We start from the raw sequence: 26,584 nt of genomic DNA on the forward strand, positions 1-26,584 counted from the left end.
TAGATTAATTTATGGTTTACTACGTTTATTTAATAAAAACCTTAAATGGATACTTAAATAAATCATACGTAGGGTATACAAATAATTTTAGTAAAAGACTAGATAACCACAATAGAAATAAAGGTGCAAAATCAACAAAAGGTTATAAGTGGGAGCTTGTTTTTAAAAAAAAATTTTTTTCAAAAAATAAAGCTCTTTCATTTGAATATAGGCTTAAAAAAGATAGAAAAGAAAGATCTAAACTATTAAATGAATTCAAAAAAAAATAATCTTAATATAGCTACAATTTTACCTTATAAAGAAAATTATTCTTTAGAAAAAGCTTCAGCAGCATCACTATGGGTCTCAGAATTTTTTAAAAATTCAAAGTTTAAAAAAAAAAATTTCATATATGGAAACACAATATCTAAAAATTATTTAACAAAAAATTATATTAATATAAATTTAAAAAATTTAAAATTAAAATTCAAAAGTACCACGGATGAGTACTGTAAAAAACTGGTTAAAGAAATTAATAATAGAAAATTTAACTTAATTGAAGTTCATAATAGACCCTTAATTTTATTCAATTTGTTAAAAAAAATTGAAAATAGGTTCATTTTTTATTTTCATAATGATCCATTATCCATGAAAGGTTCTAAAACAATAAATGAAAGATTATATCTGTTAAAAAATGTGGATAAAATAATTTTTGTAAGTGAATGGGTGAGAAATAGATTTTTTTTAAATATAGACATAAAACTTGCTGCTAAAACAGAGATAATCTATCCAAGTGTAATTAAAGAAAAAGCTATAAAGAAATACAAATATATTACATTTGTTGGAAGACTTAATCATTCAAAAGGATATGATATTTATAAAAATGCTATACAAAAAATTTTAGATAAATTTCCAGAATGGAAAGCACTATCTATTGGTGATGAGGATCGGAGATCTATCTATATTAATCACAATCAACACAAAGAATTAGGTTTTTTAAATCATAAAGAAACATTAAAAATATTAAATCAATCTGAAATTGCTGTTGTACCATCAAGATGGGAGGAGCCTTTTGGAAGAACTGCATTAGAGGCCTCTTCTAGAGGTTGTGCAACAATTATCTCTAATAAGGGTGGTCTAACAGAAACTACAAATCATGCTATTATACTAAAAAAACTAGATCACATAAATCTCTATAAGGAAATAAAAAATTTAATTTCAAATAATAAAAAAAGAAAACTTCTACAAAAAAATAGCAGAAAAGACATTAAGCATATTGTATCGTCTAATACAAAATTAATTGATCAAATACGTGATAGTATTTATCCCTCATATAAAATTAACATTTCAAACAATAAATTAAAAATTATAAATTTATATAATCGAGGACAAAAACTTAATCATAGATTGTTTAATATCTCTTTGGGTAAAAAATTTTCAAATGGCTTTACTAGAAATGGTCATGATGTTTTAGAAATTAGTGATAGAGATTTTATAAAAAGCAACAAAACATTTAATTTACTTCAAAATAGTAGGGTTAATTTTCAACATTATTTAATTGAAACATGTAAAAACTATAATCCTGATCTTTTATTCTTTGGTCATACTAGAAATATTGATCTGAACACAATTGCTGAATTAAAATCCTTTAATAAAAACCTAATCATTTCTCAATGGAACGAGGATCCAGTGATGCCTAGTCTTAATTATTCAAAACAAAATATTTCCAATATTAAGTTGTATTCAAACTCTGTAGACCATAATTTTATAACTACGGACCCATCAGTTATAAAAAAACAGGTTAATTCTGAAAATTTTCACTTTTTCTTTGTACCTGTAGATAGAAATATTGAACTTTTTAACGTTTTTACAATGAATCCAAAAAAAGATCTTTTTTACGCAATGAGTCATGGCGTAAATAGAGCTATTCTTAAAGAGGGTACTGAGGATAATAGAGTTGAATTTTTAGATAAGCTTGTAAAAAAAATATCAAATATAAAATATGATTTTTATGGTTTTTCAAATAGACAACCAATATGGGGAAATGATTTTAACAACGCTATAACAAATTCAAAAATGGGCCTAAATTTAAGTAGAGGCAATCCAACGAAATATTATTCTAGTAATAGAATAGCTTCTTTTATGGGCAATGGATTGTTAACTTTTGTTGACAGGAAGGTTCAATTGAGAGATTTTTTTAATAATAATGAAATCATATTTTATAATAATGTACACGATTTAGCAGATAAAATAAAATTTTATTCAAAAAATGATTTTATAAGAAAAAAAATTGCTGAAAAAGGCAAGAAAAAATATTTCAAACTTTTCAATGAAAAAAAAATATCAAAATATATTATAGATATTAGCCTAGGGAATAATGCTAAATTAATTTGATATTTGAATGAATCAATATTTAATTTTTAGAACAGATAGAATAGGGGATTTTCTATTATCGATGATTTTAATTAAGAATATTAAAAGAAACGATAAAAAAGCTTTTATTGTCGTTGTTTGTTCTCCTAAAAATTATAATTATATTAAAACTTTTGACTCAATTGATAAAATTTACAAATTAGAGAATGGTTTAAAGAATAAATTCTTAATGATAAAAAAACTGCGCAAATATAAATTTCAATTTAGCATTGTTCATGATGGTAAAAAAAGATCAAATTTTATTAATTTTTTTTTAAAAAAAGAAAAAACTATTACAATCAATAACGATGATCTTGGAACATCCCACTTTTTTAAAATTAAAAAAATTGTTAATTTTTTAAATTTTCAATTTGATCAAACAGATTTAGATATTTTAGCTAATAGAAAATTTAACATTTCTACTTTTGATAAATCAAATTTAATAATTCTTCATTATGATGAAAAATGGTCCAATAAGACTTACATAGAACAATATAAAGATATTGAACCATCAGAACAACAACTTTTTAATTTTATTAAAGATATAATAAAAAAAAAGAACCATGATTTTCTTATTACAACCGGTATTGACACACCTTTAATTTTAAAAAATATTATTTCAAAAATATTTGACAATAAAGTTAGATTAATTGAAAATTTAGATTTTGTAGAATTAGAAAATATTGTTTCAAAATCAAAACTGTTGATATCATGCCATGGTGCAATTTCACATGTAGCATCTGCTCACAATATTAAACAAATTGATATTATTGATGTAAATAAGCATAATCCGTATAGTTTGTGGACAGATCATTTTAGAAATTATTACCCTTTATTTCGAAAAGATTTTTCAATCCTTTCAAAAGAAATTTATGATTTGGTGTAATTTTTTACCATTTTTAAATCTTTATTTTATTCAATGCATTATTTTTGAATAAATTTGCTTCTTTAATGTATCTTCTAACCATTTCTGTTGATTTATGACCTGTCATAGCCATTATACTTCTTTCTTCTGCCCCAGATTCAGCTGCGGATGTTGCAAAACCTGATCTCAAACTATGACCAGAATAGTTTTTACTTTCTATACCTGCTAATTTAAGATATTTTTTTATCAAAAGGGCTACGGTTTGATCGGTTAATCTACTTTCTGTTAATTTTGAACCTTTTGAAAACCTTCTAAACAATGAATCGGATTTAATATTTGATAATTCAATCCATTTTTTAAGAGATAAAACAGGGCAATATTGTGAATTATCAAAGTAGGGAACTCCTTTAACTGTACCTTCTCCAAATTGGTCTGTTTTTGATCTTTTTAAGTTTATTTTTAGACCTTCTGTTACAAAGTCTAAGTCATCATAGTCCAATGAGACTATTTCATTTCTCCTAAATCCACCCGAAAATCCAATTAGTATTATTGATCTGTCTCTAAATTTCTTGATATCTTCATTATTTTCTTTATCTATCACATTAATTATTTGTTTTAAACTGCTGATTAATAGTGGTTTTTTACCTTTTTGTATGCTTCCTTTTCTTCTTTTTATACCCATAAAATTTTCGACTATTGATGGGTGTTTTGTATCTAAATAATGCCCTTTTAGTTTATGAATAACTCCTATTGATACTAATCTTCGTTTTAAAGTGCTCATTTTAACATCTTTTGTAGATAAATGTGTTAAATACAATGAAACTATTTTTGGTTCTGAGGGTAGAGATTTAAATCCATTTTGAGTGCAGAATAATCCAAAATCATTAAAATCTGATTTATAAGCTCTTATAGTATTATTTGCTTTTGAACTTTGTAAATTTAATAGTGTTTCTTCCTGTAATGCTTTTATATCTGTTATTATATTATTCATACTTATTACTATTGATAACCATTAATTATCGTTAGTAATATATTAAGTGATTTCTTATGTCAATAGCTATAATTTAAGACAATGAAAAAAGAATATCTTATTATTTTATCCATACTTTTTGGTTCGATCATTGTCGCTACAGCGCGACATATATGGGAACCACTTATGAATTTAGAGCCAAATTAAAAGTTTGCGAAGAACATTATAAGCCATATATTAAAAAAATTGAAAAATGTAAAAAGGCTGCAAGATTTGGAAATTTGGGTAATTAGTATATAGATATCAACAATTTAAAGTTGTTATTTAAAGCAAATGATTAGAAAATTAGTGAAAAAAGATAAGGAAAATTGGGCTAAATTATACAATAGTTATGCTAATTTTTACAAAGTCCCAATGAATACAGGGATTTTAGACATTTTATGGGGATGGATTCATGATAAAAGTCATGATGTTAATGCTATTTGCTATGAATTAGAGGGTAAAATCGTTGGAATTGCCCATTACAGAACAATGCCAAGACCGATTAAGGGCCAATATATTGGTTTTTTAGATGATTTGTTTGTAGAGCCAGAATTTAGAGGTCAAAAAATAGCTCAAAAACTTATTAGTCACCTAAAATCATTTTCTAAAGCCAATAATTGGGATGGAATTCGTTGGATCACCCACTCTTCCAATGAAAATGCAAAGAAATTATACGATAAAATAGCTAATAACACTGGGTTTGAACTCTATGAACTTAAAGGGAACTGAGTTTCAGCTAAAAGTTTGGAATTACCTAAAGAAAATACCCAAAGGTAAAGTTAAAACCTACTTGGAAGTTGCTAAAGCTATTGGAAAACCTAAGGCATTCAGAGCTGTTGCTAATGCAGTGGGTAAAAACCCCTATCCACCTAAAATACCCTGCCATCGAGTCATCAGATCAGATGGACGTCTCGGTGGATACTCTGGAAAGGGTGGAATTCAACAAAAACGTCGTTTATTGAGATCAGAAAAAGTCTTCATAAAATAGTACTTTTAACCCAAAAAAACATTAAAAACCATTGGTATTAAATACTTTTTAGCTATTTAGCCATATTTTTGTCTAATTACTCTAATGCATCCTTCAGTTGTACTGCAAATGGACTTTTAGCTAAAATAGACCATCCTATGAGCGTTTAAACAGTATATTCTCATACTGCATTGCTCTACTTGTCAACAATAGCAACGATTATAGAGAGAGTAAAAAAGACCATTTTACTAGCTTTTTTAACCCCCTATTCTACTCTATAAACACTCTAATTTTAACAAAAATACCCTATCAATTGAAATAAGTATTTAATATCAATAGTAAATAGCCATTTTAGCCAGCTTAAAAACTATATTTAATTTACTAAAAATTAAAATTACCCAATTCTAGCTTTTTCAAAGTTAGAAAAATAGATTTATGCTACTTTTATTTTATTTTAAGTTAATTTTAGTAACCATAATTTAACTATTTTTAAATATTATTATATTTTATATTTAATTTCTATAAATTAATAATATTATAATTAAATCAATAATTACAGTAGTATATGATATATTATTAATGTATAATATTAGATATTAGTAAACAAATAATACCTAGTTAATAGGATTTGATATTAGATTCTCTTCTAGAGATATAAATTCCACTCATAATAATAATGGATAAGCCTAAGAATGTCCAATTATCAGGAAAGTCACTAAAAAAGTAATAGCCAATAATTATATTAGTAATGATTTCAAAGTAGCTAAATGGAGCCAATTTAGAGGCATCAGCGTATTTAAGTGATAATATAAGAAATAAGTGCCCAATGCAGGCAAATACGCCTATTGAGGCCATCATAGACCATTGAGAAGGAGTTGGATTAACCCATACAAATGGTATTAATCCTGAAACGGCGATTAACCCAACTAATCCAGTTAGTAATAAAGTTAATAAAGGGTTATCTGAAGTGCTCAATTTACGTGTAATTATTAAATAGAACCCATACATTACACCTGTTCCTAATGCAGCTAGACTGGCCAAGTTAATCTCCACAAAACCTGGTCTTATAACCACTAGAGAGCCTATAAATCCTATAATAACAGCAGTCCACCTTCTTATACCCACCTTCTCACCCAAAAATATAGGAGAAAATGCAGTAACAATTAAAGGTGCTACAAAAGCAAGTGTCAGAGCTTTGGCTAGAGAGATAACAGATATTGCGTAGAAAAAACAAATATTAGCAGAAAGTAGTATTAACCCTCTTATTATTTGTAACTTAGGCTTATCTGTCCAAACAAGCTGCTTATTATAAAACAAGAACATTATTGGAAGAGTGAATGCGACTGTAAAAAAATATCTAGCCCACGTGATCTGTAAAACGGGCATATCGGCACTTAAATATTTTGCAAAACCATCCATGATTGGGAGCATTACCCAGGCTAAAAGGTTAAATGTGATGGCTTTCATAAGCCAATAGATACAGTTTAATTAAAGTATTTTAAAGCAAAGAATACGACAACAGGAATAGTAAAAAAAGACATGACTGTTGAAACAACAATTGTACTAGCAACACTATCTACAATCTTTTTCGGTGAATAAATTGATGCCACAAGGTAATTTAAAACAGCGCTGGGCATTGAACATTGAATTAATAGAACACCAGCAGCAAAACCCGAAAGGTTAAAATATTTTATTATTGAAAAACCAATTATTGGGCCAAGTATTACCCTTCCTATTGATGATATAAATGCTTTTTTGAATGAAAAAATCTTAAAACGAGTAAGAGCAATTCCTAAAGACATTAATATTAAAAAAATCGTAGCATACATTAGCAGAAAAGTTGTATTTTCTACGAAGAGAGGAAGTTCTATTCTAAAGTATAGAAAAATTACTGAAATTATAATTGCATAAAAAGGTGGGTTTTTAAGAATTACACTTAAATCAAATTTTCTATCAGCAAGAAATACTCCAAGAGTAAAATGGCATAGCACTATTAAGGCTGAAATTGCAGCAGCGATACCTAAACCTTGAGTGCCATAAGCGAATAAACATATTGGTAAACCCATATTACCAGTATTAGGCATAACAAAAGGGGGTAACTCACGAATAATATCTTTAGTATTTAAAAAAAATAAAAAAACTATACCTACTATTGTAAAAATAAAAATTGCTATCAAATAGTACCAAAAATAATTTTTAAAAATGTCAAAAGACATTCCAGTTGATGTTAAAGAATATATTATCATTGCTGGAGTACCAATATTTGCTGCAAAGGTAGTAATAAAAGATGTATCTAATTTCGGATTATTTTTGCCAAGATAATAACCAATACCAACAACAAAAAAGACAGGAAATAAAACCTCAAACAGTTTTAGATATATTTCCATTAATTATAAATTCTAATCAATGTTGGATATCTTAGAATATTTTTGTCTTTATTAAAAACAGAAAGACAATTCTTAGAATTAAGTTCATTAGTTTTATGAGTAATAATAACAATTGTAGCTTTATTATTTTTTTTGTCAGGAGTTTGGATTAATCTTTTTACTGAAATTTTATACTTAGCTAGTCGGTTTGTGATTGTTGATAAAACACCTGGTTTGTCTTTAACTTCAAATCTCAAATATAGTGAATTCACATAATTATCAACGTTGTAACATTTAATTAATTTACGTTTATTGCCAGGAATACCAAATGGTTTCTTAATATTACCTCTTAAAATTGAAAGTAAATCTGATAATAAAGATGATGACGTTGGACCAGGACCAGCTCCCTCCCCTTGCAATATACTTTCACCAACAGGTTTTCCTTCGAGAATAACAGCATTCATAACACCACCAACGTTACCTATGTACGAATTTTTACTAACTAAGCATGGGTGTACAGTTTCAAAAAGTTGACCATTAATTAGTTCTGAAATGCCTAATAGTTTGATACGTAAATTTAATTGATTGGAAATTTCTATGTCTTTTAATTCAATTTTTTCAATACCTTCCATTAAGCATTTATGTTTTGAAATTTTAGTATTAAAAGCTAGAGCAGATAAAATTCTTACTTTAGCAAATGCATCAAAACCATTTAAATCTAATTTAGGGTTACCTGGTTCAGCGTATCCCAATTTTTGAGCTTTTTTTAATACGTTGGAAAAACTATCATTAGAATTTTCCATTTCTGAAAGAATATAGTTAGAAGTACCATTTAAAATTCCATAAACTTTAGAGATTTTGTTAGTTGCAAGACCCTCTTTTATGGTTCTTAATATTGGAATACCACCAGCAACAGATGCTTCAAATTCTAAATTAACATTATTTTCCTCTGCTAATTTTCCTAAATAATCACCATGTTTAGAGATAAGTGCTTTATTAGGAGTGATTACATGTATTCGATTTTTTAAAGCAGTTTCAACAACTTTTTTTGAAATCCCATCTGACAAACCTATAGCTTCAAATAAAATATCCACTTTGGTCTTATTAAAAATTTCTAATGGGTTTTTAAAAAATATTTTCTTATTTACTTTAAATCTTCTTTTTTTAGAAATGCTTCTTGCTGAAATAGCTACTATGTTAATCTTTTTTCCTGTCTTAAGTTCAATATCTTTTTTTTTAGTATTAAGCTCATTTAACAAATAAATACCAACTTGTCCTAGACCAACTACAGCAATGTTTATTAAATTTTTCATCTATTGGTTAATATCTGGGTATTCTGCATTTTCTGAATAATCTTTAAGAAAGAGGTTAAATTCATCAAAAGTCATAGATTTGTAATCACCTGTTTTTTTTAATATTTGAGAAAGTTTTTTGTCATCATTAGACTTTTTAATAGGATCTTCATTCCAATAAGTAGACTCTTTGTTTAATGAGCACGAAGTTAAAAATACAATTAAAGATAAAAATAAGTATTTCAAATTAATCCTTTTGTTTCATTAAAACCATATTTGATATTCATATTTTGTATTGCTTGACCTGCCCCACCTTTAATCAAATTATCAATAACAGATAAAATAATAACTCTATTTTTATACTTAGTTTTACAAATTACTATAGAGCAATTATTTGTGTTAATTACGTCATTTGTACTTAACAATGAATTTGTTTTTAAAATTTTAACGAATCTGTTTTTTGAATATTGACTCTTTAAAGTGTTTTCTAAATTTTTAATACCTACACCTTTGTTAAGGTCTAAGTAAATAGTACTAAGTATCCCTCTAAACATTGGTGTTAAATGGGGTGTGAATGTAAAAGAAAATTTCTTTTTAGTGTAGTTTTCGATTTCTTGTTGAATTTCAGAGTTATGTCTATGGAAACCCACACCATAAGCGCTTAAAGATTCATAAAGATTTTTATCCTTATATTTTTTATGTACACCTCTTCCAGCACCAGAGTAACCAGATTTTGAATCTATAATAACATTATCTGTTTTTATTAAATTTTTCTTAACTAATGGAATAAGTGGTAAAAGTATTGATGTTGGGTAGCAACCTGGGCATCCAATAATATTAAATTTCTTTAATTTGTCACCATTGATTTCAGGTAATGAATAAATTGATTTTTTAATATTTTTGACAGATCTGTGTTTTTGTTTGTACCATTTTAGATAATTTGATGCTTTATTAAGTCTAAAGTCTGCAGCTAAATCAATTAATATATTGTGTTTTAATAAATCATTTGAAATATCTTGTGCTTCACCATTAGGTAGAGCTGTAAAAACAAGGTCTATGTTTTTTAAAAGTTCTTTATTGTATCTAATAATTTTAGGTAATTTTTTTGAACTTAATGATTTTTCATAACTAGAAATATTTTTTCCAACAGACGTATTACCACAAAGATATTTAATATTAACATTGCTGTGTTTAACTAATAATTTAATTAATTGAACACCAATATAACCAGTTGATCCAGCAACTAAAACATTAAGCTTAGGCATTTTTTTATTATAACAGTTTAGAGTTAAAAAAGAATTATCTTTTCGAGAATTGGAAGCTTCTTCTTGCTTTTCTACGACCTGGTTTTTTTCTTTCAACCGATCTAGAGTCTCTAGTATTAAGCTTTTCTGTCTTAAGTACTGCTCTATTCTCTGAATCAAATAAGATTAATGCTTTAGCAATACCATGAACCATTGCACCAGCTTGACCTGTGTGACCACCACCTGCTACGCTACATCTTACATCATAATCAGTTGCTTGGTTTATAATCTCAAATGGTCTTGTGATTTGCATTTTGTGACTTCCACTAGTGAAATACTCATCCATAGTTCTGCCATTAACGTAAATTTTGCCTGTACCTTTTTTCACCCAAATTTTTGCAATAGATTTTTTTCTTCTACCAGTTGCGTATTTACTATCTTTAAAATCTAATTTAATTTTAGGTTTTTTTGTAGATACTTTATTTGGTGTAGCTGCTGTTACCATATTAATTTCTTATTAAATTTTTACTGTTTAATTTACCTAGGTCTAAAAGTTTTGGGTTTTGTGCTGCATGAGGGTGTTCTTCACCAGCATAAATTTTTACTTTAGTTAACTGTTTTCTTCCTAGAACTCCCCCAGGTAACATTCTTTTAATAGCTAATTTTAATGTCTCGCCAGGTTTATTTTTTTCTAATAATTTTTCAGGAGTAATTTCTTTAATTCCACCTGGGTGACCAGTATGTCTATAATATTTTTTATCTTTAAATTTTTTTCCTGTGAACTTTGCTTGTTCAACATTTTTAACAACAACAAAATCACCATCATCCATATGAGGTGTAAAAGTTGTTTTATTTTTTCCTCTAACAATCATAGCAATAATAGAAGCTAACCTGCCAACTACAGCATTTTTAGCGTCTATCTCAAACCAGTTACTGTTTAAATCACCACTTTTTAGAAATTTTGTCATTGTGCGAGGATTAATACTATTATTAGATATAATGTCAATTTTATATTTCTCTTGCAATATCTTGCTTAAATGATATTTTTATATAGCCGATTTGTTCCTATTGCAGGCTAGTTATTGCTAAAAAGGATTTTTTACCCACATTATCGGTAGGCGCATTTGAACTGTATTGTACGCCTTGCATAAAGCAAAAGTACTAAAAAAGGAGTATTAAGATGAGTACAAAAAGACAAAACCCTGAGACTATAGCTATACATGGTGGTGATTATAGAAGTGATCCAACAACCAAAGCAGTAGCAGTTCCAATTTATAGAACAACATCGTATCAATTTGATAGTACTGAACATGCTGCGAATTTGTTTGCTCTTAAGGAATTTGGAAATATTTATACAAGAATAATGAATCCAACAAATGATGCTCTTGAAAAAAGAGTTGCTTCATTAGAAGGAGGATTAGCCTGTTTAACAGTAGCATCTGGACAAACCGCATCAACTTTTGCAATTTTAAACGTTGCACAAGCCGGAGATAATATAGTCAGCTCTACGGATTTATATGGAGGTACTATTTCGTTATTCACGCATACATTAAGTAAACTTGGTATTGAAGTTAGATATGCAGACCCTTCTGACCCAAAAAACTTTGAAAAAGCTGTTGATGATAAAACTAGAGCTTTTTATGGTGAGACTTTACCAAATCCTTATTTGAGAGTTTTTCCAATTAAAGAAGTTTCTGATATTGGTAAAAAATACAATATACCATTAATAATGGACAACACAGCTGCTCCTGTAATTTGCAAACCTTTAGAACATGGTGCTGCTGTAGTAGTTTATTCATTAACAAAATATATAGGTGGTCACGGTACAGTTGTAGGTGGAGCTTTAGTTGATGGAGGTAATTTTGATTGGACAGCTGATCCCAAAAGACAACCTTTATTTAACGAACCTGACGCAAGTTACGGTGGAGCTATATGGGGAAAAGTGGTTCCAGAATTAACTGGGGCTAATGTTTCTTTTGCAGTAAGAGCGCGGGTTACATTACTAAGAGATCTTGGTTCTGCCCTATCACCTGACAATGCATTTGGAATTATTCAAGGGCTTGAAACAGTTGCTCTCAGAATGAAACAACACTGCTCAAATGCATCAAAAGTTGTTGACTATTTAAAGAAAAATAAAGAAGTAACAAGAGTAATCTATCCAACAGAACATGAAGGTAAAATTGCTGATCGTGCTAAAAAATACCTTAATGAAGGAAATGGTGGTTTAGTTGGTATTGAACTCAAAGGTGGTATTGAAGCAGGTAAGAGATTTATCGAGTCTTTAAAAATGTTTTATCATGTTGCAAATATTGGAGATGCAAGAAGTTTAGCAATTCATCCTGCAACAACAACTCATAGTCAGTTAACAGAAAAAGAATTGTTAGCCTCAGGTGTAACTCCTGGATACGTAAGATTATGTATTGGTATTGAGCATATAGATGACATTATTGAGGATTTAGACCAAGCTTTAAATAAATCTTCTAAAGGAAATTTGAAAGCAGTTAGTTAGAGTTTTTATATAATATCAAAAAATAAGAACTCAAAACTAATATTGAACCTAGCTGGTGTAGTGAAGCGTATGTAATCTCTACACCAGAAATCAAAGTTATAATTCCTAAAAAAATTTGAAACAAGATAGCAACATCAAAAAATAATACATATTTAAAATCATATTGTTTTTTAAAATAGATAAAATTTAAAATGATTATAAAAAATAAAAGCAAATATGCAGTTGATCTATGCAAAAATTGAATAATTGATGGGTTGTTAAATAATTGAGTACTAATTAAATCACCATAACTAACATCATTTGGAAAAAAACTACCATTCATATCAGGCCATGAATTATAGATAAGACCACCATCTAAACCTGATAAAAAAGCACCCAATACAATCTGCAAAACTATCAATTTAAGTATAAATAATAAAAATAAATTTGGAATTTTATTTTTAAATTTCTTAATTTTATGAATATCTAAAATATACCAAAAAATTAAACATAAAATAAATAAAGCCAAAGATAAATGAATGCTAAGTCTAAAGTGACTAACGTCATTATTTTCAATTAATCCGCTAGATACCATATACCAACCGATGAACCCCTGAAAACACACAAGGAAAAAAATCCAATAATATTTATTAGAATAATGCAGAGTTTTTTTAAAATAGAGAGTAAAGAAAAGCAAAGGCACTAAAGTAAACAAACCTACAAATCTTGCTAACAATCTATGAGCATACTCCCAATAAAAAATCACTTTAAATTCATCTAAGGACATGCCGTAGTTAATATTTTTATATTCAGGAATTTTTTTGTATTCTGTGAAATAAAAATTCCACTCATTAATATTCATAGGTGGGAGTATTCCAGTAAAAAGCTCCCAAGCTGTGATTGATAAACCAGAGTCTGTTAGTCTAGTAAGACCACCGACAGCTACCATAAGAACAATTAATGAAAATAAAGTTATTAACCACAATTTTAAATATTTTATATAGTTGTCGCTATTTACAAACATAAATTATACTTATAATAATTATCTTAATAACCAATTGAATAAATGTCGCCTACAAATAAAAAAAAACTAAATCAGATTAGAATTAAGCTTGATAAACTTGATAATGATTTACTTAAATTAATCAAAAAAAGATCTTCATTAGTCAATGAAGTGCTAAAAGTAAAAATCCATAAAAAAGAAATAATTGATCAAAAAAGGATCAATTTTATACTTAAAAAAATTAAAAAAAAATCAATACAAACTAATATTGACCCAAAAATCACTAATAGAATTTGGAAAAATATGATTTGGTCTTTTATTGATTACGAAAAAAGAAATTTTAGAAAAAAATAGTACTATTTACTGTGTGGAGGTAATTTTTTTTCCACAAACATTTCATGTTTTCTTGTAGAAGGGTTATATTTCTTTGCAGACAATTTAACTTTAGCTTTTTCACCACCTGCAGGTTTTTTAACATAATAAAAAAAAGGACTATCAGGTTTAGCCTCTGGTACTAATCTAACTTTAACGTGTGTTTTTTTTGCCATTTTATTTTAAACTTTTTATTTTTTTTATTAAATCGGAAATCTTCTTAAGTTTATTTTTTAAATTATAATCAGCATTTATAGAATTATTTGGTAATTCGTCAAGTTTTAATGATTTATCCGAATTAAGAACTTTTTTAACACCAATAATTGTCATTCCTTGATCTTTGAGTAGATATTTAACTTTTTTTAAAACCTCAATAGTATCATTATTATAATATCTTCTATTGCCATTTAAAATTTTTGGCTTAATTTGCTTAAATTCCTTCTCCCAAAATCGAATAGTATGAGTATTCAAGGTTCCTTTTTTTTTGTTTACAAGGCCAAGAATTTCAGCAACCTCACCTATTGACTTATAAGCATCACTATTTTTATGAATCATTCTTAGAATTTACCAAATCTTTAAATTCCTTAGAAGCTTTAAATAAAACAACATCTCTATTAGATATAGTTGTTTGTTCTTTTGTTTTGGGATTTCGTCCAATTCTATTTTTTTTTGCCCTTATAGAAAAAGTACCAAATTTAGAGAGCTTTAATTTTTTTTCTATTTTTAAATTGTCTACTATTGTAATTAGAAAATCATCAATTAAATTTTCAGATATATTTTTTGAAAAACCAATTTGCATATAAATTGAATTTATAAGATCTTTTTTTGTTAAGTTAGTTCTTTGCATTAACTTATGTTGTTTCTTATCTTTTCTATTAAATTTCCAGTGACAATTCTAGTACAAACACTTAATGAGTTTGAAAAACCTATATAATCTGTTCCACCATGGCTTTTAATAACAGGAGAATCTAAACCTATGAAAATTGCACCATTATAAAGTCTTGGATCTAATCTTTCTTTAAATTTTTTTAAATTTGAAATATTTAGTAAAGATGAAATTTTACCAATAATATTACCTGTCATGGCTTTCTTTAATTCACTGGTAATAAAATTTGCAGTACCTTCGGCTGTCTTCAAAGCAATATTCCCAGTAAATCCATCTGCAACGATAACATTTACATCGCCATTCATTAACTGATTACCTTCAATATAACCCTTAAACTCAAAGTCAGTGTTATTTCTTTGATTTAATTGTTGGTAAGTTTCTTTGATAGTCTCATTACCTTTAATTTCTTCAGACCCTATATTTAATAAAGCAACTTTAGCGGTATCATCAGGATATAGCGATTTAAATAACGAAGATCCCATTATAGAAAAATCAATTAAATTTTTTGGACTACATTCGATGTTAGCTCCTAAATCTAACACTACACTCATATTCTTTTTATTTGGCCATAAAGCAGAAAGAGCTGGTTTATCAATGTTTTCAATCATCTTTAGATTAAGTTTTGAAATAACAAGTAATGCTCCAGTGTTACCGGCAGAAATAACTATGTCAGATTTTTTTTCTTTAACACTTTGAATGGCTAACCACATACTAGAATTTTTTCCTCTTTTAGCTCCTTCTAAAGGACTATCAGTTCCTTTAACCAAATCTTTGGTGTGAATTATTTCAAATGAAGATGTGGGTAATTGATTGATATAATTTTGGATTTTTTCCTTATCACCAAAAATTTGATAAAAAGTATTAGTGTTACTTTTATAATGATGATTAATTCCATCAATAATTTTTTTTGGTGAATTATCTCCACCCATTGCATCAACTGCAATTTTTATTATTTTGCTCATTTAATTTTGGACTTTTATTCCTTAGGATCTAAAACTTGTCTACCTCTATACATGCCTGTTTTTAGATCTAAGTGATGAGGTAATCTGTATTCTCCAGATTTCTTGTCCTCAACAATATTGGTAGATTTGAACTTCATATTCTGAGCTCTTCTCATTCCAGTTCTTGACGGTGATTGTTTTCGTTTAGGTACAGCCATAATAAAATTAGTGCTTAACTACACCTTTTATATAAGAATTTAAAGTATTATTTTTTAAATTTAACCTATAATTTTCAAAATAATTAACCAAATACTCAATATTAGATGAATTATCTAAAAAATTTACCAAAATAGAGTTTCTAGATTCTATATCTAATTCATCCCAACTGTGAATTTTGTCGATCATTCCATAGAATAAGTTTAGATAATCTTTCATTTTTTTATTAATTGATTGATCACCATAACCAATTTCCCTGATGCTTAATTCAACTTGTCTGAAGGTAAAATCATAAATCTCTTGTAGTATTTTTTTATCATTATTTTCCTTATAAACTTTCAAAAAGAAAGCAAAATGAAGTAAAAAGAATATTAATCTATCAGAAAAAGTATCTTGGTTTTTAAAATCTTTATACAAATCTTTATTTCTAGTTAATTGAACTAAATTGTTGTAAATATTTATATAGTTTTTATCCATGAAAAAATTATTTGTATTTATTATAATATCATTATTTATTTCAGCTTGTACTTTAAAAAAAGTTGAAAAACACCACGGTGTTCATTTTTTAAATAAAAAACAAGAAAAACTTACTGTTAATCAGTCAAATAAAAACGATATTTTAAAATTATTAGGTTCACCATCAACTAAAAGTACTTTTGACAATGATTTATGGATTTATATTGAAAGAAAAACAGATAATTCATCTCTTACAAAATTTGGCAGTGAAAGAATTATTGTAAACAATGTTCTATTGTTAGAAATCAACAGTATGGGTCTTCTAAAAACGAAAGAGTTTCTAGATCTCACTAATATGCAAGAATTGAAATTTGCAGAACAAACCACTGAAAATCAATACAAGAAAAACACATTTGTATACGACTTTCTATCCAGTATGAGACAGAAAATTAACGACCCCTTAGGTAAAAGAAAAAGAAATTAATCTTTTCTTAGCCAGCAATTACAGCTAACAATAATAAAGCTACAATATTAGTAATCTTAATCATTGGGTTTACAGCAGGACCAGCAGTATCTTTGTACGGGTCTCCAACAGTGTCACCAGTTACAGCAGCTTTGTGTGCTTCAGAACCTTTTCCACCGTGATTTCCGTCTTCAATATACTTTTTTGCATTATCCCAAGCACCACCACCCGCAGTCATTGATACAGCTACAAATAAACCTGTAATAATTACACCTAACAACATTGCACCTACTGCAGCTAAAGCAGCAACTTGACCACCTATAGCTAGTATTACAAAGTATAAAACAATAGGAGAAAGAACTGGCAATAATGAAGGTATAATCATTTCTCTAATTGCAGCTAAAGTTAATAAATCTACTAATTTAGCATAATCAGGTTTTTGTTTACCCTTCATGATACCTGGATATTTTTTAAATTGTCTTCTTACTTCGACAACCACTGCACCACCTGCTCTACCAACGGCTTGCATACCCATTGATCCAAATAAATATGGAAGCATTCCACCAATTAATAACCCAACTACAACGTAAGGATTCGATAAATCAAAAGTTACAACAATTCCTTCAAGCTTTGAACCTGCTACACCTGAAAAGTGCTTGATATCCTCAACATAAGCTGCAAATAATACTAGAGCACCTAAACCTGCTGAACCTATAGCATAACCTTTAGTAACAGCTTTAGTCGTATTACCTACTGCATCTAATGCATCAGTAGTTTTTCTAACACTATTTGGTAATTTAGCCATTTCAGCAATACCGCCAGCATTATCTGTTACAGGACCATAAGCATCAAGAGCAACAACCATACCTGCTAATGCAAGCATTGTAGTTACTGAAATAGCGATACCATAAAGACCAGCGATTGAATTTGTTGCTAATATACCGGCAACAATAATTAAAGCTGGTACTGCAGTGGCTTCCATAGAAACAGCTAAGCCTTGGATAACGTTTGTTCCATGACCAGTTGTAGAAGATTTAGCAATACTTCTTACTGGTCTGTATTCAGTACCAGTGTAGTATTCAGTAATCCAAATTAATAGTCCAGTAATAACTAAACCAATTATTCCACAATAATACAAACTCATACCAGTAAAACTTTTACCATTAACAGTATATTCGCTTGCAAATCCGATTACATAATCAGTAACAGGGTATAAAATTATTAATGAAGAAACAGCAGAAACTACAAACCCTTTATATAAAGCGTTCATAACATTTTTACTTCTTCCAAGTTTAACAAAGAAAGTTCCTAAGATTGATGTTAAAATACAAGCACCACCAATAGTTAGAGGATAGATCATCATATTTATATCACCATAGAAAAATATCGAAGAAAGAACCATTGTTGCAACAATTGTTACAGCGTAAGTTTCAAATAAGTCTGCTGCCATACCAGCACAATCACCAACGTTATCTCCAACATTGTCAGCAATTACAGCTGGATTTCTAGGATCATCTTCTGGAATACCTGCTTCAACTTTACCGACTAAGTCAGCACCAACATCAGCACCTTTTGTAAAAATTCCACCACCTAATCTTGCAAAAATTGATATTAAAGAAGCACCAAAGCCTAATGCTACTAATGCATTAATAACTTCTCTGTCATCAATGCCTGCTTTTAATAAAAAATAGTAATAAACTGCGATTGCAAGTAAAGCTAATCCAGCAACTAACATTCCAGTTACAGCACCTGATTTAAAAGCAACAGCAAGACCGCTTGCTAAACCTTTTCTTGATGCTTCAGCAGTTCTAACGTTAGCTTGAACAGAAACTAACATTCCAACATAACCGGCTATACCTGATAATGTAGCGCCAATAAAATAACCTAAACCAACTAATGGACTGAACACAAAGAAAATAATGACTAAAACAACAACTCCAACCACGGCAATTGTTTTATATTGTCTTGCTAAATAAGCCTTAGCACCAATTTGAATTGCTGATGCTATTTCTTGCATCTTGGCATTTCCTGCACTTGAGTTAAGAATATTCATTCCTGTAAAAAAACCATAAACGATTGAAAGAGATCCAGCTGCTATGGTAAATAATAATATTGTTTCTATTAGTGAGTTCATTTTGCCTTTGGTTGTTTGGTTGTTAAATTTTATTCTTTAAAGTCCGGACAATACAAAAAAAGCAATAAAAGGCAATATTTAACTTTTCAAAACTTATGAAAATAACCTTTATTTTTAAGGGTAATTTGCCGATTTTCATCATCTACAATGGATGATTTTTTAACATGGCTTTGAATTGTGCCAATTTTAGTTAGCTTAACTCTACAATTAGTAGCTATTTTTCTTATGATTCTCATCTTATTTTTAGAAGCTGTAAATAAGACCTGATAATCATCACCATTAGAAATGTAATTAATCTTAGATAGTTTTTTAAGAGCAAGTATCTTCTTTAGGTTACTTGAAATTGGAATATCTTTTAAAAAAATTTTATAAGATAATTTCTGATTATTAATCATTTTATCAAGGTCCGCTATAAGTCCATCAGATATATCAATTGAGGTATTGGCAAACTTTTTAATTTGATCAATTAATTTTAATTGAATATTTGGCATAAAATATTGATTGGTAAAATATTTTTTTAATCTTGAATTAAGCTTAATTTTATTTTTTAAAACTAATAGCCCTAAATAGCTATCACCTAAATTTCCAGAGACATAAACATCATCATAAAGTTTAGCTTTGTTTCTATAGATAATATTGTCGGCAAAACCTATTGAAGTAATTGTAAAACTTAACTTGTTAGAAAAAACTGTATCTCCACCACTTAAAAATATTTTATATTTATTTTGTTCTTGATTAAGTGATTTGCTGATTTTTGATAAATTTAATTTAGAAAAACTTTTTTTATTACCAGAACCAGAAATAAAATAATATTTTGGTTTAATACCTTTGCATATTAAATCTGAAATTGATGATCTAATTATTTTTTTAATGACAAGTTCAGGCCTTTTAAAGTCTATGAAATGATTGCCTTCTGTATATGTATCAACAGATACTGCTAATTTATTTTTTTTATCAAAAAAAACATCATCATTCAAATTTAAGGCACTTGGTGATTTTTTAGAAAGTTTTTGAAAATAATTTTTTATTAATTCAAATTCATGCATTAGTGGTTCTTATTTTTTTAGCTATTTTGTCTAATATTGCATTTAAATATTTAGTTTGACCATCTTCTAAAAAAAAGTTTGATGCATCAAGATATTCTTTAATAATTATTTTAGAAGAAACTTTAGGTTTGTATAAAAACTCAAATATAGCAGATTTTACTATCACTTGAAAAACCTGGTCTAAATTAGTTAACTCTAAGTCCTCACTTAGATATTTTTTAACCTCTTCTTTAATAACTTCATCTCTTTCAATGGTACCTAAAACAACATCCTTAATGAATTTTTTAAATCTATGTTTGGGAAAAGTTAAGTCTGTGTCATCATTAAAAAAATTTCCATATAATTTTTGGATAATAATTACCCTCGGACTTTGATTGGGATTATATGGAGTTCTCATTGTTATTGAGAAAGAACAGATATTACAGCTTGAGCTGCTTCTCTACCCTTTTTCTTCCTAGCTATAGCTTGACGCATATTAAGACAGGTAATAATTCCATTACCAATGGGTTTTTTGCTATCTACAGAAAGTTTCATTATTGCATCAGTTGAAGAATGAGAAATAAAATCAAAATGAGGTGTTTGGCCTTTAATAACACAACCAAGAGCTAAAAAAGCATCATATTTCTTAATATTCTTTGAAATCGTAACTGGTATTTCAAAAACGCCGGGGACATTGATAATTTTTATTAAACTAGATTTGGGTATTATGCTCTTTGCACTACTAAGTAAACCCTTTGATATATCTTTATAATAATCAGCAATAACTATTAGATATTTTCTTTTCATTAAATAATTTCCTGTTTAGTAATCTTTATATCATAACCTTCCAAACCAATAACTTTTTTAAGAGACTTAGTAATTAATATCATATTTTTAATCTTTAAATCTTTAATTATTTGAGCACCAATACCATAATTTCTTATAAGCTTATCATTTCCTTTTTTATAGAAATTTTTGTTTTTATAATCCTTAAGTGTTTGTGTAACAGATTTTAAATTTGTATCTTTTATAAAAACTAAAACACAGTTATTAAATTTCTTAAAATAATTTAAAGTTTTATCAAATGAATTTGGTAATTGTTGATTAATTAAATAATTTTGAACTACGTTAGAAGAAATTACTCTAACTCTTGGTATTATCCCTTTTTTAATATTTCCTTTAATCAAAGCAAAATGCTCAGATCCATCTAAAAGGTTTTCATAAATTCGAATTTTATATTTTTGATTTTTTACTTTAATATCTGATTGTTTTTTAAGTTTAATTAATTTTTCTTTTTTTAAACGATAAGCAATAAGATCTTCGATTTTACCTATCTTTAAATTATGTTTGTTTGCAAAATCAAATAAATCTTGGCCTTTGGCCATTGTCCCATCTTCATTCATTATTTCACAAATAACTGCAGAGTTATTTTTTTTAGCAAGTTTTGAAATATCAACAGAGGCTTCTGTGTGACCAGCTCTTACTAAAACGCCACCGTCTTTCGCAATAATTGGAAAAACATGTCCAGGTGAAACTATGTCTTTCTTATTTGCATTTTTTTTTGAAGCAATTTTAATTGTCTTTGCTCTATCTTTTGCTGAGATACCTGTTGTTATTCCTTTTTTTGCTTCAATAGAAATTGTAAATGCAGTTTTATTCCTTGATTGATTTATTGGTGACATCAAAGATAAATTTAATCGCTTTGCTTGCACACTATCTAGCGCCAGACAAATTAATCCACGACCATATTTTGCCATAAAATTTATATTTTTAGCGCTTGAGTCAGTGGTTGATATTATTAAATCTCCTTCGTTTTCTCTTTTCTCATCATCAACTAAGATGAACATACCGCCCTTCTTTGCGATATTTATTATACTTTCAATGGATGCATAATTATTTTTTTTCATTAAAATAATTTCTAACGTATTTAGATAAGATATCTATCTCTATATTAACTAGACTGCTTTTTTTTAATGAAGATAAATTGGTTAGCTTAAAAGTGTGTGGAATAACCCAAACTTGAAAACCTTTTTTGGTTACTTTAGAAATTGTTAAAGAAATTCCATTTATACATATGGAAGCTTTATCAATTAAATTTGCTCGTTCTTTTTTAACAATTTCAAAATCAAATAAATATGATTTATCAATTTTTTTAATACTTTCTATTTTGCCTACCGCATCGATGTGGCCTTGGCAAATATGTCCTGATATTTTTTGGCCAAATTTTAAAGGAAGTTCAAGATTGATTTTATCATTTATTTTTAGGAATTTAAATTTTGATCTTTGTATAGTTTCATCAGAAAGATAAAATTCCATTATCTGATTTTTAATGTCGATTAATGTTAAGCAAACACCATCACAAGCAACTGATACGCCCAAATCTTTACGTGTTAATTTTAAATCAGCTTTTACAAAAATATTAATACCTTTTGATCTTTTTTCAAATTTAGTAATTAAACCTTGATTAAAAATTATTCCATTAAACATAATATTATTTGTAAAGTGTAATTACATCTTTGCCTAATTTTTTATTAATTTTCAATTTATTTTTATAATTTTTCTTTAGTTCTTTAAGAAAACCAAACTCTTTATGATTAACTAACTTTGATAAACTTTTACTACATTTGTATAAATAAAATTCATTAAATAATTTTTTTTTAATAATGTGTTTAGAAAGATCATTTCCCCCTTCAACTAATAAATTCCTACAGCCAAGGACATAGAGTTTCATTAAAATTGATTTAATATCAAAGTTATTTTTATTTAATTTACTTTTGATTAAAGTTATACCTTTTTTTTTTAACATTAATTTCACCTTAGCTTTAGCGTTATGATAAAAAATTATAGTATTGTCTTTATTTGCTGTTTTAAAAATATATGAATTCTTTTTAATTTCTAAGTTTCTATCTAAAATTATTCTTTTAGGAGAAAATTTACTCAAACCTTCTAGTCTGCAATTGAGTTTTGGGTCATCTTTATTTAAAGTTTTGGAGGAAATCATTAACGAGTCATTTTTATATCTAAGAAAATGTGTAAATTTATCAGTATGAATATCTGAAATTCTTTTAGTATCTTTGCTATATATCAAATTATTTTTAGAAATTGCAATTTTACCAGTAACATAAGGAAGGTTTTTTTTTCTATTAAAAAAATAAGGTGCATAAAATTTATTAATTTGTTTTTTGAGTAAATCTTTTTTTACTAAAATATTTTTTGACTTAAGAATTTTTAAAGTTTTACCTTTAACTTTTTTATCAATATCTTCAACTCCATAGACAACTTCTTTAATTTTATTTTTAATTATAATATTTGTGCATGGAGGAGTTTTTCCATAATGACTACATGGTTCAAGGGTGACATACATTTTTGAGCCTTCTATATTTTCATGTAAATTTTTAATGGCATTAAATTCTGCATGAGGTGTACCTTTAAAACCTGTTTGACCAATTGAAAGTATTTTATTATTTTTGACAATCACACAACCTACAGAAGGATTAATTCCAGTTAGTCCATGACGAGCTTTTGCCAAATTCAAGGCAAGCTCCATAAAAATTTTATCTTTAATTGAAAATTTATCTTTTTTTGTAGACATCTAATTTGTCCACGAATTGCACAAAGTCTTTTTCTTCTCTAAAATTTCTATAAACAGATGCAAATCTAACGTATGCAACAGGATCAAGATCTTTCAAACCTTCCATAACCATTGTGCCAATTGTATTTGATGAAATTTCACTTTGACCAAGTTCTTCTAAAGCTCTTGAAGTTCGACTAATAAATTTTTCTGCAGTTTCGGTATCAATAGGTCTTTTCTTTAAGGCTATATAAATTGATTTAGAAAGTTTATCTCTATCAAACGATGATTTTCTTCCATTCTTTTTGACTACCATTATTTCTCTAAATTGTACTCTTTCGAAAGTTGTGAATCTAGCTCCACACACACAAAGTCTTCTTCTTCTTATGGCTGTTCCATCTTCTGTAGGTCTAGAATCTACTACTGATGTTTCACCTTTTTTACAAATTGAACAAATCATTATTTTAAATTTTTATATATTGGAAAGTTAGATGTAAGATCTATAACTTCATTTCTAACTTCTTCTTCAATTTTACTGTTATTCTCAGGGTTTTCAGACAAACCTTTTACAACTTTAGTAATTAATTCACCTACTTTCTCAAACTCTTTCAATCCAAAGCCTCTAGTTGTTGCAGCTTGAGTTCCAAGTCTTATCCCAGAAGTAATCATTGGCTTTTCAGAATCAAAAGGTATTCCATTTTTGTTACAGGTAATATTAGCATTTGAAAGACTTTCGGCTGCAGCATTGCCCTTGACATTGAAAGGTCTTAGATCAACTAACATTAAATGAGTATCCGTTCCACCAGAATAAATCTTAAAACCATTATTCTTAAGTGTCTCAGATAAAATTTTTGCATTTGCCAAAACTGATTTGATATAATCTTTAAAATCTGGTCTTAAAGCTTCCAAAAACCCAGCAGCCTTTCCAGCGATAACATGCATCAACGGTCCACCTTGATAACCAGGAAATACTGCAGTATTAAATTTTTTTGCTAGGTCTTCATGATTAGTTAAAATAATTCCACCTCTAGCACTTCTGAAAACTTTATGAGTTGTTGAGGTAACTACGTGTGCGTGTTCACATGGGTTAGGATAACCTTTACCAGCAACTAAACCTGAAAAATGAGCCATATCCACCATCAAATATGCCCCTACTTTATCAGCAATCTCTCTAAATCTTTTAAAGTCGATTACTCTAGAGTAAGCGCTACCACCACAAATTATGAGTTTTGGTTTATGTTCTAATGCAAGTTTTTCAACATTATCATAATCAATAAGTTCGGACTCTTTATCAACGTCATACCCTATGGGATTAAACCATTTACCTGACATTGATATTTTCAACCCATGAGTAATATGTCCACCAGAATTTAAGCTCATCCCCATAAATGTATCACCAGGATTTAATAGCGCTAAAAATACAGCTCCATTTGCTTGAGCCCCAGAATGTGGTTGGGCATTTGCAAATTTACAATCAAAAATTTTTTTTAATCTCTCTATGGCTAAATTTTCAGCAACATCAACATGCTCACATCCATTATAGTATCTTTTTCCAGGATATCCTTCTGCATATTTATTTGTTAATACAGAGCCTTGAGCCTCTAAAACAGCTTGAGAAACTATATTTTCAGAAGCAATTAATTCTATATGTTGTTGTTGTCTTTTTAGCTCATCACTTATGGCTTTATGTAATTCTGGATCAGTTACAGATAAGCTGTCTTCAAAAAAGCTTTTATAATTTTCATTTAAATAGTTTTTTTCACTAGACATAATTAAATCTTTTTAATTCTTTTTGCGTGTCTTCCACCTTCAAACTTTGTATTTAAAAAAACGCTAACACAATTTAAAGCAGTTTTTTTAGTAAGAAGTCTTGATCCTAATGTAATGATATTTGCATCGTTATGCAATCTTGATAATTTAGTTGATTTCAAATTAAAACACTGAGCAGCACGTATATTTTTATGTCTATTTGCAGCAATATTCATTCCCATCCCAGAGCCACATACGAGTATGCCGGCATGATTATTGTTTGTTTTAACTTTTTTAGCAACTTTATGAGCATAGTCTGGATAGTCAACACTTTCACTATTGAATGGACCTAAGTCTGTATAGTTAATTTTCTTTTTATCTAAATGAAGTTTAATTAATTCTTTTAATTTATAACCAGCGTGATCAGAGGATAAAAATATTTTTTTCAATTTAATTAAACTTATAATCTAAAACACAGGCTACCAAGTGAACTCTGTTTTCTTCACCACCATTAAAGGCATTATGGTATTTTACATTATTAGTTACCCACACTGAGCCATCAGCAGGCATATGTTTTGCGACATTATCAATAACCATTAAGCAACCAGGGTTTGTAATTATAGGTATATGCAACCTTGGCTCTGGATCTCTGTGCCAACTCAATGTTGATCTTGGCTCCTTAAGTAAAATTCTAACTCTACCTAATTTGTATTTTGAAGAAAGTGCATCAAAAACTTCCTTGAAATAAGTGTTTTCATAGTCTGGTATAAATTCAGAGTATGCAGCCTCATCTATTGAAACATCTCTAGTAACTTCTTTTCCTGATTTGTCTGGTTTTGTCCAGTAAGAGCCTCTAGCCTTGCTTCCTTTAATAGAATCTGGATCTCCAGGAATTTGTGTTAGACAAATAGCCCCAAAGTGAGCAATACCACCGCCGTCATCAAATTTTCTTGTTTGAACAATTTGGTTATAAGCGTCTTGGAGTTTATTAATATCAAATTTAATATCTTGTTTTTGAAAATCACTAAAATCTAAAACTTTTTGATCTTTTTTTAGATCTAAGTCAATTATGTTTTTGTTGTCTAAGCTCATGCAGTTGTTTTCTACCTTTTTTAATATATATTTGTATAATACATTTGTCGC

General features: G+C 28.1%; 34 protein-coding genes and 1 riboswitch. Of the genes, 8 read left to right on the forward strand and 26 right to left on the reverse strand.

Translation table 11 applies throughout. The annotated features are described in order from the left end of the window. The first annotated feature begins 11 nt into the window (after positions 1 to 11). The 3 genes from AC5SLW_RS03030 to AC5SLW_RS03040 are packed head-to-tail and all read left to right on the forward strand — an operon-like array spanning position 12 to position 3,277. Positions 12 to 269: a GIY-YIG nuclease family protein gene (locus AC5SLW_RS03030; protein WP_494575734.1), complete on the forward strand. Its 258-nt coding sequence runs from the start codon at positions 12 to 14 to the stop codon at positions 267 to 269. Then, the gene (locus AC5SLW_RS03035) at positions 250 to 2,373 is read left to right on the forward strand and encodes a glycosyltransferase (RefSeq protein WP_494575736.1); all 2,124 of its coding nucleotides are present in this window, start codon (positions 250 to 252) and stop codon (positions 2,371 to 2,373) included. Before AC5SLW_RS03030 ends, AC5SLW_RS03035 begins: the two co-directional genes overlap by 20 nt. Before the next feature lie 7 nt (positions 2,374 to 2,380). Next, complete coding sequence (locus AC5SLW_RS03040) at positions 2,381 to 3,277, forward strand: glycosyltransferase family 9 protein (RefSeq protein ID WP_494575738.1); 897 nt, start codon at positions 2,381 to 2,383, stop codon at positions 3,275 to 3,277. Positions 3,278 to 3,290: 13 nt separating this feature from the next. Here the strand turns inward: AC5SLW_RS03040 and AC5SLW_RS03045 are convergent, their stop codons facing one another. Continuing rightward, on the reverse strand, positions 3,291 to 4,247 hold the full coding sequence (locus AC5SLW_RS03045; RefSeq protein WP_494575740.1) for a site-specific integrase: 957 nt from the start codon (positions 4,245 to 4,247) through the stop codon (positions 3,291 to 3,293). A 312-nt stretch (positions 4,248 to 4,559) separates the two neighbouring features. On the opposite strand from AC5SLW_RS03045, the gene AC5SLW_RS03050 reads away from it, so the two are divergent. Beyond that, positions 4,560 to 4,997 carry a GNAT family N-acetyltransferase gene (locus tag AC5SLW_RS03050; protein ID WP_494575742.1) on the forward strand — a complete coding sequence of 146 codons (438 nt, stop codon included), beginning with the start codon at positions 4,560 to 4,562 and terminating at the stop codon, positions 4,995 to 4,997. Then, positions 4,978 to 5,256, forward strand: a complete 279-nt coding sequence (locus AC5SLW_RS03055; RefSeq protein ID WP_494575744.1) for a methylated-DNA--[protein]-cysteine S-methyltransferase — start codon at positions 4,978 to 4,980, stop codon at positions 5,254 to 5,256. Before AC5SLW_RS03050 ends, AC5SLW_RS03055 begins: the two co-directional genes overlap by 20 nt. Positions 5,257 to 5,853: 597 nt before the next feature. Here the strand turns inward: AC5SLW_RS03055 and AC5SLW_RS03060 are convergent. The 7 genes from AC5SLW_RS03060 to rplM are packed head-to-tail and all read right to left on the reverse strand — an operon-like array spanning position 5,854 to position 11,105. Continuing rightward, positions 5,854 to 6,702: a DMT family transporter gene (locus AC5SLW_RS03060; protein ID WP_494575746.1), complete on the reverse strand. Its 849-nt coding sequence runs from the start codon at positions 6,700 to 6,702 to the stop codon at positions 5,854 to 5,856. Between the two features lie 17 nt (positions 6,703 to 6,719). Then, positions 6,720 to 7,622, reverse strand: a complete 903-nt coding sequence (locus AC5SLW_RS03065) for an AEC family transporter (protein WP_020169438.1) — start codon at positions 7,620 to 7,622, stop codon at positions 6,720 to 6,722. Then, positions 7,622 to 8,914 (reverse strand): homoserine dehydrogenase, encoded by a 1,293-nt coding sequence (locus AC5SLW_RS03070; protein WP_494575748.1) that lies wholly within the window; start codon positions 8,912 to 8,914, stop codon positions 7,622 to 7,624. The genes AC5SLW_RS03065 and AC5SLW_RS03070 overlap by 1 nt, the downstream gene beginning before the upstream one ends. Further along, entirely contained in the window at positions 8,915 to 9,139 is a 225-nt protein-coding gene (locus AC5SLW_RS03075) for a hypothetical protein (protein ID WP_018414144.1), read from the reverse strand. Further along, a complete protein-coding gene (gene argC / locus AC5SLW_RS03080) occupies positions 9,136 to 10,158 on the reverse strand; it encodes an N-acetyl-gamma-glutamyl-phosphate reductase (RefSeq protein WP_020169441.1) in 1,023 nt (340 codons plus the stop codon). The genes AC5SLW_RS03075 and argC overlap by 4 nt, the downstream gene beginning before the upstream one ends. A gap of 34 nt (positions 10,159 to 10,192) precedes the next feature. Further along, positions 10,193 to 10,642: a 30S ribosomal protein S9 gene (gene rpsI, locus AC5SLW_RS03085; protein ID WP_027306974.1), complete on the reverse strand. Its 450-nt coding sequence runs from the start codon at positions 10,640 to 10,642 to the stop codon at positions 10,193 to 10,195. A gap of 1 nt (position 10,643) precedes the next feature. Then, positions 10,644 to 11,105, reverse strand: a complete 462-nt coding sequence (gene rplM / locus AC5SLW_RS03090; RefSeq protein ID WP_006996896.1) for a 50S ribosomal protein L13 — start codon at positions 11,103 to 11,105, stop codon at positions 10,644 to 10,646. Between the two features lie 139 nt (positions 11,106 to 11,244). After that, positions 11,245 to 11,313: riboswitch (SAM riboswitch) on the forward strand. Between the two features lie 4 nt (positions 11,314 to 11,317). On the opposite strand from rplM, the gene AC5SLW_RS03095 reads away from it, so the two are divergent. Continuing rightward, positions 11,318 to 12,646: an O-acetylhomoserine aminocarboxypropyltransferase/cysteine synthase family protein gene (locus tag AC5SLW_RS03095; protein ID WP_006996895.1), complete on the forward strand. Its 1,329-nt coding sequence runs from the start codon at positions 11,318 to 11,320 to the stop codon at positions 12,644 to 12,646. Here the strand turns inward: AC5SLW_RS03095 and AC5SLW_RS03100 are convergent. Further along, complete coding sequence (locus tag AC5SLW_RS03100; RefSeq protein WP_494575751.1) at positions 12,639 to 13,649, reverse strand: COX15/CtaA family protein; 1,011 nt, start codon at positions 13,647 to 13,649, stop codon at positions 12,639 to 12,641. The genes AC5SLW_RS03095 and AC5SLW_RS03100 overlap by 8 nt on opposite strands. 42 nt (positions 13,650 to 13,691) lie before the next feature. Here AC5SLW_RS03100 and AC5SLW_RS03105 point away from each other — a divergent pair, with 42 nt between their 5' ends. Beyond that, a complete protein-coding gene (locus AC5SLW_RS03105; RefSeq protein WP_006996893.1) occupies positions 13,692 to 13,982 on the forward strand; it encodes a chorismate mutase in 291 nt (96 codons plus the stop codon). A gap of 2 nt (positions 13,983 to 13,984) precedes the next feature. Here the strand turns inward: AC5SLW_RS03105 and AC5SLW_RS03110 are convergent, their stop codons facing one another. The 6 genes from AC5SLW_RS03110 to AC5SLW_RS03135 are packed head-to-tail and all read right to left on the reverse strand — an operon-like array spanning position 13,985 to position 16,520. Then, on the reverse strand, positions 13,985 to 14,176 hold the full coding sequence (locus tag AC5SLW_RS03110; protein ID WP_006996892.1) for a 50S ribosomal protein L33: 192 nt from the start codon (positions 14,174 to 14,176) through the stop codon (positions 13,985 to 13,987). A gap of 1 nt (position 14,177) precedes the next feature. After that, positions 14,178 to 14,555 carry a MerR family transcriptional regulator gene (locus AC5SLW_RS03115; RefSeq protein WP_494575753.1) on the reverse strand — a complete coding sequence of 126 codons (378 nt, stop codon included), beginning with the start codon at positions 14,553 to 14,555 and terminating at the stop codon, positions 14,178 to 14,180. Beyond that, positions 14,545 to 14,847 carry an integration host factor subunit alpha gene (locus AC5SLW_RS03120; RefSeq protein ID WP_494575755.1) on the reverse strand — a complete coding sequence of 101 codons (303 nt, stop codon included), beginning with the start codon at positions 14,845 to 14,847 and terminating at the stop codon, positions 14,545 to 14,547. Before AC5SLW_RS03120 ends, AC5SLW_RS03115 begins: the two co-directional genes overlap by 11 nt. Beyond that, entirely contained in the window at positions 14,847 to 15,848 is a 1,002-nt protein-coding gene (plsX, locus tag AC5SLW_RS03125) for a phosphate acyltransferase PlsX (RefSeq protein WP_494575757.1), read from the reverse strand. Before plsX ends, AC5SLW_RS03120 begins: the two co-directional genes overlap by 1 nt. A 14-nt stretch (positions 15,849 to 15,862) precedes the next feature. Next, positions 15,863 to 16,045 carry a 50S ribosomal protein L32 gene (gene rpmF, locus AC5SLW_RS03130; protein WP_011282128.1) on the reverse strand — a complete coding sequence of 61 codons (183 nt, stop codon included), beginning with the start codon at positions 16,043 to 16,045 and terminating at the stop codon, positions 15,863 to 15,865. A gap of 7 nt (positions 16,046 to 16,052) precedes the next feature. After that, the gene (locus AC5SLW_RS03135) at positions 16,053 to 16,520 is read right to left on the reverse strand and encodes a ubiquinol-cytochrome C chaperone family protein (protein ID WP_006996887.1); all 468 of its coding nucleotides are present in this window, start codon (positions 16,518 to 16,520) and stop codon (positions 16,053 to 16,055) included. Between AC5SLW_RS03135 and bamE the strand changes: the two genes are divergently transcribed. Then, positions 16,519 to 16,983: an outer membrane protein assembly factor BamE domain-containing protein gene (bamE, locus tag AC5SLW_RS03140; protein ID WP_494575759.1), complete on the forward strand. Its 465-nt coding sequence runs from the start codon at positions 16,519 to 16,521 to the stop codon at positions 16,981 to 16,983. The genes AC5SLW_RS03135 and bamE overlap by 2 nt on opposite strands. 7 nt (positions 16,984 to 16,990) lie before the next feature. On the opposite strand, the gene AC5SLW_RS03145 is transcribed toward bamE, so the two are convergent. From AC5SLW_RS03145 to AC5SLW_RS03195, 11 genes are all read right to left on the reverse strand, one after another. Continuing rightward, entirely contained in the window at positions 16,991 to 19,096 is a 2,106-nt protein-coding gene (locus tag AC5SLW_RS03145) for a sodium-translocating pyrophosphatase (RefSeq protein WP_494575761.1), read from the reverse strand. 86 nt (positions 19,097 to 19,182) lie between these two features. After that, positions 19,183 to 20,142: a thiamine-phosphate kinase gene (gene thiL / locus AC5SLW_RS03150; RefSeq protein WP_494575763.1), complete on the reverse strand. Its 960-nt coding sequence runs from the start codon at positions 20,140 to 20,142 to the stop codon at positions 19,183 to 19,185. After that, positions 20,135 to 20,539, reverse strand: coding sequence for a transcription antitermination factor NusB (locus AC5SLW_RS03155; RefSeq protein ID WP_011282132.1), 405 nt, complete (start codon positions 20,537 to 20,539; stop codon positions 20,135 to 20,137). Before AC5SLW_RS03155 ends, thiL begins: the two co-directional genes overlap by 8 nt. A 2-nt stretch (positions 20,540 to 20,541) precedes the next feature. Continuing rightward, a complete protein-coding gene (gene ribH / locus AC5SLW_RS03160; RefSeq protein ID WP_271626351.1) occupies positions 20,542 to 20,928 on the reverse strand; it encodes a 6,7-dimethyl-8-ribityllumazine synthase in 387 nt (128 codons plus the stop codon). Then, positions 20,928 to 22,028, reverse strand: a complete 1,101-nt coding sequence (ribB, locus tag AC5SLW_RS03165) for a 3,4-dihydroxy-2-butanone-4-phosphate synthase (RefSeq protein WP_006996881.1) — start codon at positions 22,026 to 22,028, stop codon at positions 20,928 to 20,930. Before ribB ends, ribH begins: the two co-directional genes overlap by 1 nt. Then, a complete protein-coding gene (locus AC5SLW_RS03170) occupies positions 22,015 to 22,608 on the reverse strand; it encodes a riboflavin synthase (RefSeq protein WP_494575765.1) in 594 nt (197 codons plus the stop codon). Before AC5SLW_RS03170 ends, ribB begins: the two co-directional genes overlap by 14 nt. A gap of 4 nt (positions 22,609 to 22,612) precedes the next feature. Then, on the reverse strand, positions 22,613 to 23,713 hold the full coding sequence (gene ribD / locus AC5SLW_RS03175; RefSeq protein ID WP_494575767.1) for a bifunctional diaminohydroxyphosphoribosylaminopyrimidine deaminase/5-amino-6-(5-phosphoribosylamino)uracil reductase RibD: 1,101 nt from the start codon (positions 23,711 to 23,713) through the stop codon (positions 22,613 to 22,615). Beyond that, positions 23,694 to 24,152, reverse strand: coding sequence for a transcriptional regulator NrdR (gene nrdR, locus AC5SLW_RS03180; protein WP_006996878.1), 459 nt, complete (start codon positions 24,150 to 24,152; stop codon positions 23,694 to 23,696). The genes ribD and nrdR overlap by 20 nt, the downstream gene beginning before the upstream one ends. After that, on the reverse strand, positions 24,152 to 25,462 hold the full coding sequence (gene glyA / locus AC5SLW_RS03185; RefSeq protein ID WP_271564664.1) for a serine hydroxymethyltransferase: 1,311 nt from the start codon (positions 25,460 to 25,462) through the stop codon (positions 24,152 to 24,154). The genes nrdR and glyA overlap by 1 nt, the downstream gene beginning before the upstream one ends. 2 nt (positions 25,463 to 25,464) lie before the next feature. Continuing rightward, positions 25,465 to 25,890, reverse strand: coding sequence for a ribose 5-phosphate isomerase B (gene rpiB, locus AC5SLW_RS03190; protein ID WP_020169452.1), 426 nt, complete (start codon positions 25,888 to 25,890; stop codon positions 25,465 to 25,467). Between the two features lies 1 nt (position 25,891). Next, on the reverse strand, positions 25,892 to 26,533 hold the full coding sequence (locus tag AC5SLW_RS03195) for an aspartyl/asparaginyl beta-hydroxylase domain-containing protein (protein ID WP_494575770.1): 642 nt from the start codon (positions 26,531 to 26,533) through the stop codon (positions 25,892 to 25,894). Positions 26,534 to 26,584 lie beyond the last annotated feature (51 nt).

This window comes from Candidatus Pelagibacter sp. PS_40 (assembly GCF_059417765.1).

What these genes read in the sequence shown, in the direction of transcription:
- AC5SLW_RS03030 (WP_494575734.1), top strand. Translation starts at nt 12, where the DNA reads ATGGTTTACTACGTTTATTTAATAAAAACCTTAAATGGATACTTAAAT.
- AC5SLW_RS03035 (WP_494575736.1), top strand. Translation starts at nt 250, where the DNA reads ATGAATTCAAAAAAAAATAATCTTAATATAGCTACAATTTTACCTTAT.
- AC5SLW_RS03040 (WP_494575738.1), top strand. Translation starts at nt 2,381, where the DNA reads ATGAATCAATATTTAATTTTTAGAACAGATAGAATAGGGGATTTTCTA.
- AC5SLW_RS03045 (WP_494575740.1), bottom strand. Translation starts at nt 4,247, where the DNA reads ATGAATAATATAATAACAGATATAAAAGCATTACAGGAAGAAACACTA.
- AC5SLW_RS03050 (WP_494575742.1), top strand. Translation starts at nt 4,560, where the DNA reads ATGATTAGAAAATTAGTGAAAAAAGATAAGGAAAATTGGGCTAAATTA.
- AC5SLW_RS03055 (WP_494575744.1), top strand. Translation starts at nt 4,978, where the DNA reads ATGAACTTAAAGGGAACTGAGTTTCAGCTAAAAGTTTGGAATTACCTA.
- AC5SLW_RS03060 (WP_494575746.1), bottom strand. Translation starts at nt 6,702, where the DNA reads ATGAAAGCCATCACATTTAACCTTTTAGCCTGGGTAATGCTCCCAATC.
- AC5SLW_RS03065 (WP_020169438.1), bottom strand. Translation starts at nt 7,622, where the DNA reads ATGGAAATATATCTAAAACTGTTTGAGGTTTTATTTCCTGTCTTTTTT.
- AC5SLW_RS03070 (WP_494575748.1), bottom strand. Translation starts at nt 8,914, where the DNA reads ATGAAAAATTTAATAAACATTGCTGTAGTTGGTCTAGGACAAGTTGGT.
- argC (WP_020169441.1), bottom strand. Translation starts at nt 10,158, where the DNA reads ATGCCTAAGCTTAATGTTTTAGTTGCTGGATCAACTGGTTATATTGGT.
- rpsI (WP_027306974.1), bottom strand. Translation starts at nt 10,642, where the DNA reads ATGGTAACAGCAGCTACACCAAATAAAGTATCTACAAAAAAACCTAAA.
- rplM (WP_006996896.1), bottom strand. Translation starts at nt 11,105, where the DNA reads ATGACAAAATTTCTAAAAAGTGGTGATTTAAACAGTAACTGGTTTGAG.
- AC5SLW_RS03095 (WP_006996895.1), top strand. Translation starts at nt 11,318, where the DNA reads ATGAGTACAAAAAGACAAAACCCTGAGACTATAGCTATACATGGTGGT.
- AC5SLW_RS03100 (WP_494575751.1), bottom strand. Translation starts at nt 13,649, where the DNA reads ATGTTTGTAAATAGCGACAACTATATAAAATATTTAAAATTGTGGTTA.
- AC5SLW_RS03105 (WP_006996893.1), top strand. Translation starts at nt 13,692, where the DNA reads ATGTCGCCTACAAATAAAAAAAAACTAAATCAGATTAGAATTAAGCTT.
- AC5SLW_RS03110 (WP_006996892.1), bottom strand. Translation starts at nt 14,176, where the DNA reads ATGGCAAAAAAAACACACGTTAAAGTTAGATTAGTACCAGAGGCTAAA.
- AC5SLW_RS03115 (WP_494575753.1), bottom strand. Translation starts at nt 14,555, where the DNA reads ATGATTCATAAAAATAGTGATGCTTATAAGTCAATAGGTGAGGTTGCT.
- AC5SLW_RS03120 (WP_494575755.1), bottom strand. Translation starts at nt 14,847, where the DNA reads ATGCAAAGAACTAACTTAACAAAAAAAGATCTTATAAATTCAATTTAT.
- plsX (WP_494575757.1), bottom strand. Translation starts at nt 15,848, where the DNA reads ATGAGCAAAATAATAAAAATTGCAGTTGATGCAATGGGTGGAGATAAT.
- rpmF (WP_011282128.1), bottom strand. Translation starts at nt 16,045, where the DNA reads ATGGCTGTACCTAAACGAAAACAATCACCGTCAAGAACTGGAATGAGA.
- bamE (WP_494575759.1), top strand. Translation starts at nt 16,519, where the DNA reads ATGAAAAAATTATTTGTATTTATTATAATATCATTATTTATTTCAGCT.
- AC5SLW_RS03135 (WP_006996887.1), bottom strand. Translation starts at nt 16,520, where the DNA reads ATGGATAAAAACTATATAAATATTTACAACAATTTAGTTCAATTAACT.
- AC5SLW_RS03145 (WP_494575761.1), bottom strand. Translation starts at nt 19,096, where the DNA reads ATGAACTCACTAATAGAAACAATATTATTATTTACCATAGCAGCTGGA.
- thiL (WP_494575763.1), bottom strand. Translation starts at nt 20,142, where the DNA reads ATGCATGAATTTGAATTAATAAAAAATTATTTTCAAAAACTTTCTAAA.
- AC5SLW_RS03155 (WP_011282132.1), bottom strand. Translation starts at nt 20,539, where the DNA reads ATGAGAACTCCATATAATCCCAATCAAAGTCCGAGGGTAATTATTATC.
- ribH (WP_271626351.1), bottom strand. Translation starts at nt 20,928, where the DNA reads ATGAAAAGAAAATATCTAATAGTTATTGCTGATTATTATAAAGATATA.
- ribB (WP_006996881.1), bottom strand. Translation starts at nt 22,028, where the DNA reads ATGAAAAAAAATAATTATGCATCCATTGAAAGTATAATAAATATCGCA.
- AC5SLW_RS03170 (WP_494575765.1), bottom strand. Translation starts at nt 22,608, where the DNA reads ATGTTTAATGGAATAATTTTTAATCAAGGTTTAATTACTAAATTTGAA.
- ribD (WP_494575767.1), bottom strand. Translation starts at nt 23,713, where the DNA reads ATGTCTACAAAAAAAGATAAATTTTCAATTAAAGATAAAATTTTTATG.
- nrdR (WP_006996878.1), bottom strand. Translation starts at nt 24,152, where the DNA reads ATGATTTGTTCAATTTGTAAAAAAGGTGAAACATCAGTAGTAGATTCT.
- glyA (WP_271564664.1), bottom strand. Translation starts at nt 25,462, where the DNA reads ATGTCTAGTGAAAAAAACTATTTAAATGAAAATTATAAAAGCTTTTTT.
- AC5SLW_RS03195 (WP_494575770.1), bottom strand. Translation starts at nt 26,533, where the DNA reads ATGAGCTTAGACAACAAAAACATAATTGACTTAGATCTAAAAAAAGAT.